The sequence below is a fragment of the Tardiphaga sp. P4_G1 genome (assembly GCF_056401215.1).
Map to the genome: position 1 here is coordinate 278,711 of NZ_JBFUJU010000005.1, position 15,223 is coordinate 293,933.

At 63.4% G+C, this 15,223-nt stretch carries 14 protein-coding genes; 8 read left to right on the forward strand and 6 right to left on the reverse strand.

Translation table 11 applies throughout. The features are described from left to right. Positions 1 to 2: 2 nt before the first annotated feature. The 6 genes from AC1DUY_RS14025 (at position 3) to AC1DUY_RS14050 (ending at position 6,530) form a co-directional block, all read left to right on the forward strand. Positions 3 to 1,367, forward strand: coding sequence for an amidase (locus AC1DUY_RS14025; RefSeq protein WP_309948063.1), 1,365 nt, complete (start codon positions 3 to 5; stop codon positions 1,365 to 1,367). An 82-nt stretch (positions 1,368 to 1,449) separates the two neighbouring features. After that, positions 1,450 to 2,139 (forward strand): DUF2848 domain-containing protein, encoded by a 690-nt coding sequence (locus tag AC1DUY_RS14030; RefSeq protein WP_478114968.1) that lies wholly within the window; start codon positions 1,450 to 1,452, stop codon positions 2,137 to 2,139. A gap of 318 nt (positions 2,140 to 2,457) precedes the next feature. Then, on the forward strand, positions 2,458 to 3,204 hold the full coding sequence (locus AC1DUY_RS14035) for a 2OG-Fe(II) oxygenase (RefSeq protein ID WP_478114970.1): 747 nt from the start codon (positions 2,458 to 2,460) through the stop codon (positions 3,202 to 3,204). Between the two features lie 21 nt (positions 3,205 to 3,225). Beyond that, positions 3,226 to 3,876 carry a DNA oxidative demethylase AlkB gene (gene alkB, locus AC1DUY_RS14040; RefSeq protein WP_478114972.1) on the forward strand — a complete coding sequence of 217 codons (651 nt, stop codon included), beginning with the start codon at positions 3,226 to 3,228 and terminating at the stop codon, positions 3,874 to 3,876. 81 nt (positions 3,877 to 3,957) lie between these two features. Beyond that, positions 3,958 to 5,202: an MFS transporter gene (locus AC1DUY_RS14045; protein ID WP_478114974.1), complete on the forward strand. Its 1,245-nt coding sequence runs from the start codon at positions 3,958 to 3,960 to the stop codon at positions 5,200 to 5,202. A gap of 110 nt (positions 5,203 to 5,312) precedes the next feature. Then, the gene (locus tag AC1DUY_RS14050) at positions 5,313 to 6,530 is read left to right on the forward strand and encodes an ABC transporter substrate-binding protein (RefSeq protein WP_478114976.1); all 1,218 of its coding nucleotides are present in this window, start codon (positions 5,313 to 5,315) and stop codon (positions 6,528 to 6,530) included. 236 nt (positions 6,531 to 6,766) lie between these two features. Here AC1DUY_RS14050 and AC1DUY_RS14055 read toward each other — a convergent pair whose 3' ends face one another. The 6 genes from AC1DUY_RS14055 to hpaH form a co-directional block, all read right to left on the reverse strand. Next, complete coding sequence (locus AC1DUY_RS14055) at positions 6,767 to 8,395, reverse strand: thiamine pyrophosphate-dependent enzyme (RefSeq protein ID WP_441277944.1); 1,629 nt, start codon at positions 8,393 to 8,395, stop codon at positions 6,767 to 6,769. A gap of 15 nt (positions 8,396 to 8,410) precedes the next feature. Next, the gene (locus AC1DUY_RS14060) at positions 8,411 to 9,280 is read right to left on the reverse strand and encodes a fumarylacetoacetate hydrolase family protein (protein ID WP_478114978.1); all 870 of its coding nucleotides are present in this window, start codon (positions 9,278 to 9,280) and stop codon (positions 8,411 to 8,413) included. A 28-nt stretch (positions 9,281 to 9,308) separates the two neighbouring features. Then, entirely contained in the window at positions 9,309 to 10,292 is a 984-nt protein-coding gene (hpaD, locus tag AC1DUY_RS14065; RefSeq protein WP_478114980.1) for a 3,4-dihydroxyphenylacetate 2,3-dioxygenase, read from the reverse strand. Between the two features lie 170 nt (positions 10,293 to 10,462). Continuing rightward, positions 10,463 to 12,004, reverse strand: coding sequence for a 5-carboxymethyl-2-hydroxymuconate semialdehyde dehydrogenase (hpaE, locus tag AC1DUY_RS14070; RefSeq protein ID WP_478114982.1), 1,542 nt, complete (start codon positions 12,002 to 12,004; stop codon positions 10,463 to 10,465). Next, entirely contained in the window at positions 11,997 to 12,395 is a 399-nt protein-coding gene (locus tag AC1DUY_RS14075) for a 5-carboxymethyl-2-hydroxymuconate isomerase (protein ID WP_478114984.1), read from the reverse strand. The genes hpaE and AC1DUY_RS14075 overlap by 8 nt, the downstream gene beginning before the upstream one ends. A 16-nt stretch (positions 12,396 to 12,411) precedes the next feature. After that, positions 12,412 to 13,218 (reverse strand): 2-oxo-hept-4-ene-1,7-dioate hydratase, encoded by an 807-nt coding sequence (gene hpaH, locus AC1DUY_RS14080; RefSeq protein ID WP_439066597.1) that lies wholly within the window; start codon positions 13,216 to 13,218, stop codon positions 12,412 to 12,414. A 137-nt stretch (positions 13,219 to 13,355) separates the two neighbouring features. On the opposite strand from hpaH, the gene hpaR reads away from it, so the two are divergent. Continuing rightward, on the forward strand, positions 13,356 to 13,877 hold the full coding sequence (gene hpaR, locus AC1DUY_RS14085) for a homoprotocatechuate degradation operon regulator HpaR (protein ID WP_231079978.1): 522 nt from the start codon (positions 13,356 to 13,358) through the stop codon (positions 13,875 to 13,877). Between the two features lie 159 nt (positions 13,878 to 14,036). Continuing rightward, the gene (locus tag AC1DUY_RS14090; RefSeq protein ID WP_089265093.1) at positions 14,037 to 15,185 is read left to right on the forward strand and encodes an ABC transporter substrate-binding protein; all 1,149 of its coding nucleotides are present in this window, start codon (positions 14,037 to 14,039) and stop codon (positions 15,183 to 15,185) included. The last annotated feature ends 38 nt before the right edge of the window (positions 15,186 to 15,223 follow it).

A 15,223-nucleotide genomic window follows, 5' to 3' on the forward strand; every position in this document is an offset into this window, starting at 1 on the left:
CCATGAGCAACGACTTCCACCAGACCGCACCGACCCTCGCCAGCCTGGCCGCCGACCTTGCCGCCGGTCGCACCACCTCCCGCAAACTGGTCGAAGCCTGTCTGGCCAAAATCGCCGATCCGAACGGCGAGGGCGAGCGTACTTTCATCCATGTCGACAAGGATGCGGCACTGGCCGCCGCCGATGCCATGGATGCGCTGCGCAAGGCCAATGCCGCGCCGTCGCGCTTTGCCGGCATTCCGATCTCCATCAAGGACCTGTTCGACATCAAGGGTCAGGTGACCCGCGCAGGCTCCCGCGCGCTGGACGATTCCGCGCCGGCCGATGCCGATGCCCCCACCGTCGCACGCCTGCGCCGTGCCGGCTTCGTGGTGATCGGCCGCACCAACATGGTCGAATTCGCCTATTCGGGCATCGGCACAAATCCGCATTACGGTACGCCCAAAGGCGCGTGGAAGCGCGAGGTCGGCCATGTGCCGGGTGGCTCGTCCTCCGGCGCCGCCGTTTCCGTGCTCGATGGCATGGCGCATGCGGCATTGGGTACCGACACCGGCGGTTCCTGCCGCATTCCGGCGGCCTTCAACGGCATCGTCGGCTACAAGCCGACCCAGCGCCGCGTGCCGCTCGATGGCGCCGTGCCGCTCTCCTTCACGCTCGACAGCATCGGCCCGCTCGCCCGCTCGGTCGCCTGCTGCGCGGCCATGGATGCTGTGCTGGCCGGCGAACCGGAATTTGAGCTCACGCCGCGCCCGATCAAGGGCATGCGCCTTGCTGTACCGACCACCATGGCGATGGACGATCTCGATCCCGTCGTGGCCACCGCTTTCGAACGCGCGCTGAAGAAGCTCGCCGAGAAGGGCGCGATCATCGAGCGCATCGAAGTGCCTGAGTTCAACGATATCGCGCCGATGAGCACCAAGGGCGGCTTCACCGCGGCTGAATCCTATGCCTGGCATCGCTATCTCCTCGCCAGCAAGGGCGACGTCTATGATCCCAGAGTCGCGCTGCGCATCCAGCGCGGCGAGACTCAGAACGCCGCCGACTATCTCGACCTGCTGCCGATGCGCCGTTCGCTGATCGCGCGCACCGAAAAGCGCATCGCGCCTTACGATGCGCTGGTGCTGCCGACCTGCGCGATCACGCCGCCGTCGATTGCCGACATGGAAGACGACAAGGTGTTCTCCAAGCAGAACCTGATGGCGCTGCGCAACTGCACGCTGATCAACATGATCGACGGCTGCGCCATCTCGCTGCCGATCCACGCAAAGGACGAAGCGCCCGTCGGGTTGATGCTGGCCGCCGCCGGCGGCTCCGACCGCCGCATCTTCGAACTTGCCGCGGGGATGGAGACGCTCGTTCGTGGCTGATGTTTACTAACCTCTCCCCGCTTGCGGGGAGAGGGAGCGCGACGCCGGAGCTCACTTTCAATTGCAAGCAAGGAAGAACCATATGACCACCGAGATCGCGTTCACGCTGGACGCAAAAGGCACCAAGACGCCGCTGACGCTCAAGATCACGCAGGGCGTCATCGCCGGCTGGACCGGCCGCGATCCCGTCGCGCGCGATCATCACATCAAGGAACTCGAGGCGCTCGGCATCGCGCCGCCGGCCTCGACGCCGATCTATTACCGCTGCTCGGCGCGCCGCTTCACCACCGACGGCATGATCGAATGCACCGACGAGAATTCCTCGGGCGAAGTCGAGTTCTGCCTGATCGCGTCGGGTGGCAAGACCTATGTCGGCGTCGGCTCCGACCATACCGACCGCAAGGTCGAGACCTACAACATCACCGTGTCGAAGCAGATGTGCGACAAGCCGATCGCACCTGTCGTGTGGGAGCTCTCCGAACTGCTTCCGCACTGGGACCAGATCATCCTGCGCTCCTGGGCGACCATCAAGGGCGAGAAGGTGCTGTATCAGGAAGGCCTGCTGAGCGGCATGCTGCCGGTGRCCGAACTGATCAAGAAGGGCTTTGACAGCGACAAGCTGCCCGACGGCACCGCCATGTTCGGCGGCACCTTCGCCGCCAAGGGCGGCATCCGACCGGCGGAGCGTTTTGATTACGAGATCGAAGATCCCGTGCTGAAGCGCAAGATTAGCCATGGCTATGATGTGAAGACATTGCCGGTGGTGGGCTGAGGTTCTTAACCTCTCCCCGCATTGCGGGGAGAGGTCGATCCGGCGAAGCGCAGCGCAGCCGGAGCGGGTGAGGGGCGGTCACCGTCGTCACCACGCGCGCGCGCTCTCGGGTCTCCCGTCCTTCGATCCGATGGTTCTGCGCCTGTCTTTTCTCTCCTGCCTCGCCCCTCACCCGGCCGGCTTCGCCGTCCGACCTCTCCCGCAAAGAGCGGGGAGAGGTTAGTTGCCCGGAAATCGGGTGGCTTCACCCGCCCATCTCCCCAAAATGGCCAACAGGCCATGACACCCTGATCGCGGCCGGATGACGGAGGCGATGACATGGTTTCACTCGCGAAGAAGCGCCCAGAAAACAGTGACGCCGCGCCGCAGGCGCGCATCGACGCCATCGACTGGCAGCGCATCTCTGCCGAACTCGACGTCCAGGGCTGCGCCGTGTTCGAGAAACTGCTCACGCCCGATGAGTGTCGTCACCTGGCATCGCTCTATCCCGACGATTCCCGTTTCCGCAGCCGCATCGTCATGGGCCGCCATGGCTTCGGCCGCGGCGAATACAAGTATTTCAATTATCCGCTGCCAGATCCGATCGCCGGTCTGCGCCCCGCGCTCTACGGACCATTGAGCGCGATTGCCAATCGCTGGAACGAGGCGATGGGGATCGACGTGCGCTTTCCCGCCGATCACGCTGCGTTCCTCAAGCGCTGCCACGATGCTGGCCAGACCCGGCCCACGCCGCTGCTGCTGCAATATGAAGCCGGTGACTATAATTGCCTGCATCAGGACCTCTATGGCGAGCATGTGTTTCCGTTGCAGGTCGCGATCCTGCTGTCGGAGCCGTCGGAGGATTTCACCGGCGGCGAATTCGTGTTGACGGAGCAGCGGCCGCGCATGCAGTCGCGCGCCGAAGTGGTAGACTTGCGGCAGGGCGATGCCGTGGTGTTCGCCGTGCATCACCGGCCGGTTGCCGGCACGCGCGGCAGCTATCGCGTCAATCTGCGCCACGGCGTCAGCCGGGTGAAGTCCGGCCGGCGCCATACGCTCGGGGTGATCTTTCACGATGCGAAGTGACAGGACGACTGAACAACCGAGATGACCGACCTGTTCGCCGATATCAGGGACGACCAGCCCGCGTGTGAGGAGCTCGCTGAGGGAGCCGTTCTGCTGCGCAACTTCTTCGCCGCCGAACAGCCGGATGTGATCGCGGCGCTGCGTATGATCGTAAAGGCGGCGCCGTTCCGCCATCTGGTCACGCCCGGCGGTCACACCATGTCGGTCGCCATGACCAATTGCGGCCGTGTCGGATGGGTCTCTGACGCACGCGGTTATCGGTACGACCCTGTCGATCCCGACAGCGGCAAGCCGTGGCCCGAAATGCCGGCGCCGTTTCGCGATCTCGCCGCACGCGCGGCGATTCGTGCCGGCTTCGAAGCCTTCGTGCCCGATGCCTGCCTGATCAATCGCTATAAGCCCGGTGCCAAACTTTCGCTGCACCAGGACAAGGACGAGCTCGATCTGCGCGCGCCCATCGTCTCGGTGTCGCTCGGCCTGCCGGCGACCTTTCTGTTCGGTGGTCTCACACGGAGCGCGCCCACGAGGCGCTATCGTCTGACCCATGGCGACGTCGTGGTCTGGGGCGGCCCGTCGCGGCTGGCCTATCACGGCGTCGCGCCGCTCCCCGACGGCGAGCATCCGGTCATGGGCGGCCAGCGCATCAATCTGACCTTCCGCAAGACCTGTTGAACGAGACCTGTTGAACGCCACGCGTTGAACGCTTTCCTTGGCTGCCGCGACCATTCTATGGTCGGGTGGGGCGAGGGGACCATGAGCGAGCAGGAACGAACTGGCACACAGGCCGCCGCCAGCAACGCTGCAGGCGTCTGGCTCGCCGTCCTGCAACTGGTCTTCACGCTCGGCTGGGTCACCTATGTGATCTATCTGCCGAAGCTTGCGGCCGATGTCGGCATTGCCCCCACCGTCGTGATTGTCATCCTGATGCTCGATCAGGCGATCTTCACCGTCACCGATACGGCGATGGGCCTGGTCGCCGACAGGATCGCGCGCGTGGTCGGGCGGCTCGGTCTCGTTGTCGGCGTGCTGACCGCGGTGTCCTGCGCAGCTTTCGTCGCGCTGCCTTTCGTTGCCGGGCAGGGACCGAAGGCGCAAGTCGCGCTCATTGTATTGATCGTGATCTGGTCGGCGACATCCTCCGCCTTGCGCGCGCCGCCGCTGACATTGCTCGGCAAATATGCCGCGCGCCCATCGCGGCCGTTTCTCGCGGCATTGGCCATGCTCGGCTATGGCGTCGCCGGTGCGCTGGCGCCCTATCTCGGCGCGACATTGCGCGGCGTCGATCCGCGGCTACCTTTCGTTGTTGCCGGCGTGGTTTTACTGATCGTGACGCTGGCGCTGTCGCGCGTCGAGCGCGGCCTTGTGCAGGTCAGCGCCCGTGAGGCAAAGGCTTTGCCGGCGCAAGGCAAGGCGCTCGGCCGCATGCCGCAACTCTTTATCGCCGCCATGGTCATTCTCGCGCTTGGTTTCCAACTGCATTTCAGCATCAACAGCGCGCCGATGTTCCTGCGCTTCGCCAAGCCGGCCGATCTGGAATGGCTGATGCCGATATTCTGGATCGGCTTCAACATTGCGATGTTTCCGGCCAGCGCGGTGGTGAAGCGTCAGGGCGGCATCGTCGTCATTGGCGCCGCCGGATTGCTCGGCGCGCTTGCGGTGATCGGCGCGGAGTTCGCTGTGAATCTCAACATGCTGATCGCGGCGCAATTCATCGCCGGCGCGGCATGGGGCTGCATGATGATGAGCGCGGTGTCGGCGGCGATGGCGATCGGTGAGACCGGCGCCGAGGGCAAGGTCATCGGTCTCGTCTTCTCGGCGCTCGCACTCGCGACCTTCGCACGCATGGCCGCGGTCGCCGGCGGATTGCAGAAGCTGCCGGACTATGCGCCGTTGCTGCACTGGGCGCCCGTCGCATGCTGGGCTGTGGCCGGTGCTGGACTACTGGCGCTTGCTGCGGTTCGGCTGCAGCGGCGGAGCGCATCGATACCAGTCATCTGATGCTTTCCGCACGTCGGAATTCGATTTAATCGATCGATTAAATTTCGCTGGCCAAGGCATTCGGCCGCTATTACGCTTTCCTCAATAAAAACCAGAACGAGGAAACGACAATGACCCGAATGGGCATATTGGCTGCCATTGCTGTTGCTTGCCTGAACGGTTCGGCGCTCGCCGAACCCATCACCAAGCCTCTCACCATCGCCGTACTGAACGACAAGAGTTCGGTGTTCTCCGACGCCGGCGGCACCGGCAGCGTGGTCGCGGCGCAGCTTGCGATCGACGATGTCGGCGGCAAGGTGCGCGGCCAGCCGGTGAAACTGCTCGGCCCGGATCATCAGAACAAGACCGATATCGGCGTGTCGCTGGCGCGCGATCTCTACGATCAGCAGGGCGTCGATGCGATCTTCGACATCGGCAATTCGGCGATCTCGCTGGCCGTGCAGAACATGGCGCGCGAGCGCGGCAAGGTGCTGGTGCATGTCGGCTCGGCCACGGCCGACGTATTCGGCAAGCAATGCGCGCCGACCGCTGCGATGTGGCTCTATGACACCTATTCGCTGGCGCAGGGCATCGCCAAGGCCGTGGTCAAGCAGGGCGGCGACACCTGGTATTTCATCACGGCGGACTATGCGTTCGGCATCGCCATGCAGGCGGAAGTCTCGAAAGTGGTGGAAGCTGCCGGCGGCAAGGTGCTCGGCGCGGTGAAGCACCCGGTCGGCACGATGGATTTCTCGTCCTTCCTGCTGCAGGCGCAATCCTCCGGCGCCAAGGTGATCGCGCTCGCCAATGCGTCCGGCGACACCGTCACCAATATCAAGCAGGCGCGCGAATTCCAGATCGGCGAGGGCAAGCAGAAGCTCGCCGTGCTGATCTTCTATCTCACCTCGGTGAAGGCGCTAGGCTCGGAGGCCACGCAAGGCGTGCAGTATCTCGAAGGCTATTACTGGGACAATGACGACAAGAGCCGCGAATTCGGCAAGCGCTTCATGGCCAAGCACGGCAAGATGCCGACCCATGCGCAGGCTGGCGTCTATAGCGCGGTGAAGCATTATCTGCGCGCTGCGGAAGCCGCCAACGAGAACGACGGTCTGAAGGTGATGCGTCAGATGAAGGCGATGCCGGTGGATGATTTCTTCGCGCCCGGCGCCCGCGTACGCGAGGACGGCCGGCTGATGAACGACATGCTGCTGGCGGAAGTGAAGAAGCCGTCGGAGGTCAAAGGCGAGTGGGACCTGCTCACCATCAAGGGCAAGGTGAAGGCCGAAGACATCATGCGGCCGATCGCGGATGGCGGCTGCATGCTGCTGGATCCGCCGGTGAAGCAGTAACGCGCTAACCTCTCCCCGCATTTGCGGGGAGAGGTCGACGCGCCTTTCGATGCGCAGCATCGAGGGGCGCGGCGGGTGAGGGGCATCCACTGCAGTCGCTGCGAACTATTCCTCTCGGATCGCACATCTTCGACCCGACAGGTTGAGCATGTGTCCTCTTTCTTGCCTCGCCCCTCACCCGACCGTCTTCGCTACGCTACGCCGGTCGACCTCTCCCCGCGCAGAGCGGGGAGAGGTTAAGAAGGCTTCTTCGGATGAATGAACGCCCACGGACTGACTTCCGAATCGCGCGGGACGTCGATCGCGATCAGATACGGCCCGCCATCGGCCAGTGCCTTTTCCAGCGCCGGCTTGAACTCCGCCGGTGACGTCACCCTGATAGCACCGATGCCGAAGGATTCCGCGAGCTTGACGAAATCCGGATTGACCAGATCGGCGGCGACGACGCGGCCGTCGAACACCTGCAACTGGTCGCGCCGCACATTGCCATAGGCATTGTTGTTGAACACCAGCGTCACCACGCCGATCTTGAATTGCACAGCCGTCGCCAGTTCCTGCACCGCGAACATGAAGCCGCCGTCGCCGGTGATCGCCACCACCGGCCGGTCGGGATGCGCGACCTTGGCGCCGAGCGCTGTGGGAAAACCCGAGCCGAGCGTGCCCTGATAGCCCGAGGTGATGAAGGTGCGCGGCTGGTAGACCGGAAAGCCGAACCATGAGGTGAAGCCGACCTGCGACAGCTCGTCGGTGACGATGGCGTTGTCCGGCAGCACATCGCGCAGGATGTCGAGATAGGCCATCTGCGGCTGGATCGCCTTGATATCTTTCTGCGCTTTCGCCGAGGCTGCGCGGATGATCTCGCGGCGGCCTGAGGTCTTCGTGTATCCGGCCTTGCTTACGGCGGCGACCAGCGCGCGCGTTCCTTCTGTCGCATCGGCAACGATCGGCGCATCGACCGTGAGCCGTCTGAATTCGACGGGATCGATATCGATACGAATAGACTTCAGCCCCTCCGGCCGGAACGGCCAGCGGAACGTGGTCGGCAATTCCATCCGCGAGCCGATGCCGATCATCAGATCGGTCTGCGGCCACAGATTATAGGCGGCGGCCATGGTGAGGCCGAGCTCATGGGCATTGCTGACAATGCCGCGGCCGGAGCGGAACGCGACCACGGGCGCGTCGATCATCTCGGCGAGTGCGAGGATGTCGTCGCCTGCGTCCATCGCGCCCGCGCCGACGAAGATCATCGGCGATTTGCTCCCCTTGATCAGAGCGGCTGCGGCCTTGATGCGATCAGGATCGGGCTGCGGCGCGGCGAACGGTTCAAACGTCGTCGCTGCAGCGGTTTCCGCGCGCTGCGTGAACACATCCCATGGCATTTCCAGCGCCACGGGACCGCGGCGGCCGGACATCATCTCCTGAAATCCGCGCGCCACTTTTGTCGGCGCGTCCGCAGGATAGTCGATGCGCTCTGCCCACTTGACGAAGCTTCTGAGCGTCGCGAGCTGGTCGGGCATCTCATGCAGATGACCGCGGCCCTTGCCGAGATAATCCGTTGGCACCTGACCGGTGAGGCACATCACCGGCTCATTGCAGCCGAAGGCGGTCAGCATCGCCGCGCTGGCATTGAGAATGCCCGGGCCGGGCACCACGCTGAACACGCCGGGCTTGCCGGAGGCGCGGGCATAGCCGAACGCCATGTAGCCGCAGGCCTGTTCGTGGCGTGCGCCGATGACGTTCAGCTTCGCCTGATGAAAGGCGTCGAACAGGCCATAGACCTGCGCGCCCGGCAGGCCGAAGATCGTGTCGATGCCGTGCGCCTTGAGCCCGCTGACGATGGCTTCGCCACCGGTGAGAACAGTCATGCGTATTCCAATCCGTTAGTGTTCGTCGACGACGCCATTGCGCAGCGTCCCGATGCCATCCGCTTTGATCTCGATCACATCGCCAGGGACAAGATAGCGTGGCGGATCGAAGCGCGCACCGGCGCCGGTCGGCGTGCCGGTGACGATCACGTCGCCGGGCACGAGTGTCGTGAAGGTCGAGATATAGCTTAGGAGATAGCGGAAGCCGAACATCAGCCGCGAGGTGCGATCATCCTGCCGCAGCTCGCCGTTGACATGCGTGGTGAGGCGGATGTCAGCGATCTGGCTTTCGTCGGTATAGGGCACGATCCATGGCCCGAGACTGCCGGTGGAGTCGAAATTCTTGCCTTGGGTGACGTTGAACTTGGCGTGCCGCACCCAGTCGCGGATGGTGCCTTCGTTGCAGAGCGTCAGCGCAGCGATGTGGTCCAGCGCATCGCCCTCGGCGATGTGGCGCCCGGCCTTGCCGATCACCAGCACCACTTCGCCTTCATAGTCTAGCTGCCTGGATACGCGCGGCCGCACCAGTGGCGCCTCATGCCCGACGAAGGAGCGTGGCGTGCGCATGAACATCGAGGGATATTTCGGCGCGTCCTGACCGTCCTTGTATTCGGCGTTGCGGTCCGGATAGTTGACGCCGATGCAGATGATCTTTTCCGGGGCGGGGATCGGCGGCTGCCAGGTGATGCTCTCCAATGCAAAATCGGCAGGCTGGTTGGCAGCGGCATCTGCGAGCCGGTGCAAGGCCCCATGGGTGATGGCCTCGCGCAGCGTCGGATAATCCCCGCCGTAGCGCGCGGACAGATCGACGATCCCATCGTCGGCGACGGCGCCGTATTTCAGGGCTCCGTTGACGGTGAAGGTGGCGAGGCGGGAGTGGGTCATCGCGCGTGTTCCTCACACTCTATTGTCATCAATCCGCAATCGTCACATCCGCCACGAAAGCCGGCTCACGCACGGCCTGCCCGTTGAACGGCGAGCCTTGTTCAAACCACGAGCGCGGGGCAGGCGCGCCCCAAAGAGTCTGCCGGCGTGGGTCCTTCAGCGACCAGCGCAGCGGCTCGTGGTCGGTGTCCATGGTCTGGTAGTCTGACGTGTAGAGCTCGAGGCGATGGCCGTCGGGATCCCTGACATAGAGGAAGAACGCATTGGAGATGCCGTGGCGGCCGGGGCCACGTTCGAGGTTCTTCAGATAGCCCGATGACGCCATCACGTCGCAGAGATGCAGGATGTTCATCGCGGTCGGCACCCAATAGGCGAAGTGGTGCAGCCGCGGCCCCTTGCCATTGGTGATGGCGAAGTCGTGCACATTGCCCTTGCGATGCATCCAGGCAGCGGCGATGCGGCCGCCTTCGCCGTCCTCCTCGCCATATTCGGTCAGCCGGAAGCCGAGCCGCGCATAGAAGTCGACGGTGTCCTGCACCTCGGCGGCGAAGACGTTGAAGTGATCGAGCCGCTGTGGATGGCAACCCTTGTAAAGATCGAAGCGGCGCAGCAGATGCGGGCGCTTCTCCATCGTCGCATAGAGTTCGATCTGGAAGCCGAACGGATCGGTGACATGCATCGTGCGGCCCTGAAACGGGCGCTCGACGAAGGAATAGGTGACGCCGTTGGCGGCGAACCAGGAGGCGGCCTTGTCGAGATCGTTCTCGCTGGCGACGCGGAAGCCGAGCCGGTGACAGGCGGCCGTAGCCGCCTTGCGCAGCACCAGCGAGTGATGCTGGTGCTCCTCGACGGCGCGCAGATAGACGGTGTCGCTGTCGGCATCCTCGACATGCAGGCCGACCGCATTCTCATAGAAGGCGCGGCTGGCCTTGAGATCCGTGACATCCAGCACGACGTGGCTGGAGCGCAGGATGTTGAAGGGCGGATCGAACACGTGGGTCGGCACGGGCATGGGCGTTTCCTGGGCGTTTCCTGTTGTCTTTTATCTCGGCGGCCAAGCCGCCGTTGTTTCTGCCGTCATTGCGAGGAGCCCTTGCGACGAAGCAATCCAGTCTTTCTTTGTCTGGCTCTGGATTGCCGCGTCGCTTCGCTCCTCGCAATGACGGCTGATGGTCGGGTGCGCTAAACTCCCAATCTCTGTATCTTATGCGTCCCGCGCGCCAGCGAGACATGTTTTGTCTCCATATAGAACTCGAACGAATAGTCGCCGCCGTCGCGGCCGATGCCGGAGGCTTTCATGCCGCCGAATGGCGTCGGCAGGTGGCGGACATTTTCCGAATTAAGCCAGATCATGCCGGCCTCCAGCGCGTCGGCCACGCGCAGCGCGCGGCCCACGTCATTGGTCCAGACATAGCCGGTGAGGCCGTATTGCACGGCGTTGGCGATCTCAATGGCTTCGGCTTCGTTGCTGAACGGGATCACCGTGAGGAACGGGCCGAACACTTCCTCTTGTGCCACACGCATGTCCTTGTGCGCGCCGGTCACCAGCGTCGGCTGCACATAATGCCCGCCGCCAGGGCCGTCATATGGTTTGCCGCCGACGGCGATGGTCGCGCCGTCCTGTCGTGCGATGTCGAAATAGCTGCACACCTTGGCGTGATGCCGCTCATGGATCAGCGGACCGACTTCGGTCCGGGGATCGAGCGGATGCCCGACCTTCAACGCTGTCACGCGGGCGGTAAGCTTCTCGATGAATGTATCAGCAATGCTCGCCTGCACCAGCAATCGACTGGACGATGTACACCGCTCGCCATTCAGCGAATAGATCATGAACACCACGGCATCGAGCGCGCGGTCGAGGTCCGCATCGTCGAACACGATCACGGGATTCTTGCCGCCGAGTTCGAAATGCACGCGCTTCAGCGTCGGCGCGCCCTGCGCCATGATCGCGGAGCCGGTGGCGCTCTCGCCGACGAATGCGATGGCCTTGATGGCCGGGTGTTCGGTCAGCGCCTTGCCGGACTCTTCGCCGAAGCCATGCACGGTGTTCAGCACACCGTCGGGCAGGCCGGCCTGCTTGGCGAGCTTCGCCAGCAGATTCGCCGTGACCGGCGACCATTCGGCCGGCTTGTGCACCACCGTGCAGCCGGCGGCCAGCGCTGGCGCGATCTTCCAGGTGGACAGCATGAACGGTGTGTTCCACGGCGTGATCACGCCGACCGGGCCGATCGGTACGCGGGTCGAGACATTCCAGTGCTCATCGGCCGGCATGTTCAGGCCGTCGCGCGCCTCCAGGCACTTGTCGGCATAGAAGCGGAAGTTCTCGGCGCCGCGGATCGCGGCCTTGGCCATGAAGCGATGCGCCTGGCCGGTATCGATACATTCCAGCACCGCAATATCGTCGGCATTGTCCTCGATGGCATCGGCGACGCGGTGCAGCAGCTTCTTGCGCGTGGTCGGCGCCATGTCGCGCCAGTCCTTGAAAGCGCGCTGGGCGGCCTTGGCGGCACTGTCGATATCCGCTGCCGTGCCGCGCGCGACCTGTGCCAGCACGCTTCCATCGATCGGCGACGTCGTTTCGAACACCTCACCCGACGAGGACGGCACGATCTGGCCGTCGATGATATTGCCGATGCCGTCGGCCGTGAGCTTTTTCAGCAGCGGCGCGGCACGTTCCTGATTGGCAGCAAAGACGGCGGCGGGATCGGCAGGGGTCTTAGCCATTGTTGGCCTCGGCTTTCAGTAGGTCGTGAATGGGATTGCGCTTCCAGCTCGTGGCGCTGTCGTTGATCTGTATGTCGAAGGACAGCGCAAATCGGTCGCCGGCGAAAACATTGTCGAGATGGGTCGAGACCACATCGAAGATATGCGCACCAGCCGTCTGGCGAGCCTCGAGCGAGCGGCCTTCGCCGATCCGCAGCAGGATATCGAGAAAGCTGAGGCCGGCGCGGCCGTCGGCGATAGCATAATGCTCGCAGCGGATCGCGCGCACGCGGATGCCGCCGAGCGGAAAGATGCCGGTCTGCACCGCAGCATTGCGGACTACTTCGCAGAGCGCGCTGATATCCACGGCGCCGTCGAGATTGGCCGAATATTCGATGGTGAAATGCGGCATGGTGCGTGATCCCTGTTCAGCCGAAGTAGCAGCTCACGGTGCCCCATGGGCCATAGTCCGCCTGGATCGTGTCGCCTTTGCGGGTCTCGATGGGGCGAATGAACGAGCCGGCGAGAACGACCTGACCGGGTTCCAGCGCGAGCCCATGCGGCGCGATCTTGTTGGCCAGCCAGGCGACGCTGGTGGCGGGATGATTCAGCACACCAGCGGCCAGGCCGGTTTCTTCGAGCTGGCCGTTGCGATGGCACATGGCGCCGACCCAGCGCAGGTCAGTCTCCAGCGGACGCATCGGCCGGCCGCCGAGCACGATCCCGGCATTCGCCGCATTGTCGGCGATGGTGTCGAAGATCTTTCGCGTGGCTTTGGTTGCGGCATCGACGCGCTCGACGCGCGTGTCGAGGATCTCCAGCGCCGGGACCACGAAGTCGGTGGCATTGAGCACATCGAACATCGTGCAATCAGGCCCTTCGAGCCGTGTCTTCATCACGAAAGCCAGTTCGGCCTCGACGCGGGTGGCGATGAAGCGATCGGTGGGAACGATGCCGCCATCGGCGAAGAACATGTCGTCGAGCAGCACGCCGGAATCCGGCTCGTCGATATTCAGCGCGCTCTGCATCGCCTTGGAGGTGAGGCCGATCTTGTGGCCGCGCACGACGCGGCCTTCGCCGGTCTTGATTGCGATCCAGGCCTTCTGGATCGCATAGGAATCGTCGATGGTGATGCCGGGATGGTCCAGCGACAATTGCCGGATCTGCGTCCGCGTCTTCTCGGCGTGATGCAGGCGCTGCGCCGCGCTTGATATGTCTGAAGAGGTGAGTGCCATCGCGTCGTCATCCCGCGCAGAAAAGCCGCGCGGAAAAGTGATTAACATGTTAAGTTGTTGCGATCAAACCCCGGCCGTGACAATTCGATTGTGCGTTGCACACTGGGATGCGCCAGAATCATCTTATAGAGGCGATCATGACGACAGCATCAAAGCCACGGACCGCCGCCAAGTCCGCCGCGAAAATCCCGATGCGCGACTTCTCGCAGTCGCTGCCGATGTCGCTGCTGCGAACGCGGGAATCGGTGATGCGACATTTTCGCCCATCGCTGCGGGCGCATGATCTCACCGAACAGCAATGGCGCATCCTGCGCGCGCTCGCGGCGTCGGGCGAGATCGAGGTGACGGAACTCGCGCGGGTCGCCTTCCTGCTGGGGCCGAGCCTGTCGCGCATCCTGCGTGATCTCGAAGGGCGCAAGCTGATCGAGCGGCGCTTGCTGAAGGCCGATTTGCGCCGCAGCATTGTTTCGATCACGTCAAAGGGATTGAAATTGATCGAGGCCGTCGCGCCCACATCGGAGGCAATCTATGCCGAGATGACGAAGCGCTTCGGCGCGCGCAAATTGTCGGACCTGCAGGCTTTGTTGCATGAGCTGGAAGCTGCGCTGCTGGCCATGCCTGCTGCCGATGGGGCGGAGGACGATGACGCTGGTGAATAACTGACCTGCATATTTTTGCGGCAAGGCCGTCGCACGTCACGCGAGCGTTAATTCGTCGTACGAATTTCGCTGGGCTGTAGACAGGAGAAGAATTTTTCGCTCAACTCCCGCCATCAAAAGAAGGCTGGCGCTCAAGTCCGGCCTCTTAGGGAGAGAACGATGACGCTCACGAGACGTGGATTCACGGCAGGATTGGCCGCTGGTCTGACCGCCCCCTACATCATTGGCAGCGCGCGCGCCCAGGGCGGCGGAACGATCAAGATCGGCATGTGCGCGCCGATCACGGGACCGGCTGCGGAAGCGGGCAAATATGCGACCGGCGGCGCCAAGCTTGCGGTCGAGGCCATCAACAAGGCGGGCGGCATTCTCGGCAAACAGATCGAACTGATCATCGAGGACGATCAGACCACCAATCCCGGCATCGTGCTGGCCTTCTCCAAGCTTGCTGCCAATCCCGACATCGTCGGTTTCCTCGGTTCGATCCGCTCGACTCAGGTGCATGCGATGGCGCCCGACGTGCTCAAACTCGGCAAGCCTGTGATGTTCGGCGGTACCGATCCGAACCTCACCAAGCTCGGCAATCCCTGGCTGTTCCGTTTCCGTCCGAATGACAGCTATTCCGGCCGCGTCATCGCCGAATATGGCGTCAAGAATCTCGACAAGAAGAAGTGGGCCGTGCTGCATTCGACCGATGCGTTCGGCACCGCGGGCGGCAAGGCACTGACCGAAGCGCTCGGGCCGCTGGGTGCAACCGTCGCGCTCGATCAGGGCTATGCCAATCAGAGCCAGGATTTCACGCCTGTCGTATTGGCGATCAAACAGTCCGGCGCCGATATTCTCGGTTCCTATTTCACCTTCGAAAACGATCTCGGCATTTTTGCTCGCCAGCTCCGTCAACTCGGCGTCAACATTCCGTGGGTGGGCTCGCCCTCGATCGTCAATGTCACGGCATTGAAGCTCGCCGGCCCCGCGCTCTACGGCACCTATGGCGTCGCCGATTACGCGGAAGATTCCTCCGAGGCGTCGAAGGCCTTCGGCAAGGCCTATCGCGATGCCTACAAGGTTGCACCGGATAACCAGAGCTCCTGGCCATATGATGCGATCAACGTGCTGGCAACAGCGATCAAGAATGCCGGCTCGACCGATCCGCAGAAGATCCGCGAGGCGATCCTCACGGTCAAGAAATATCCGGGAGCCGAAGGCGAATACAACTTCGACAAGAACGGCGACGGTCTGCACGGCTACAACATCGTGAAGAACGAAAAGGGCAACATCGTCTTCGACAAGCACATCGAATTCGATAATTGACGGTGAGGGCCGTCTTCCGACGGCCTAAATCGTCATCC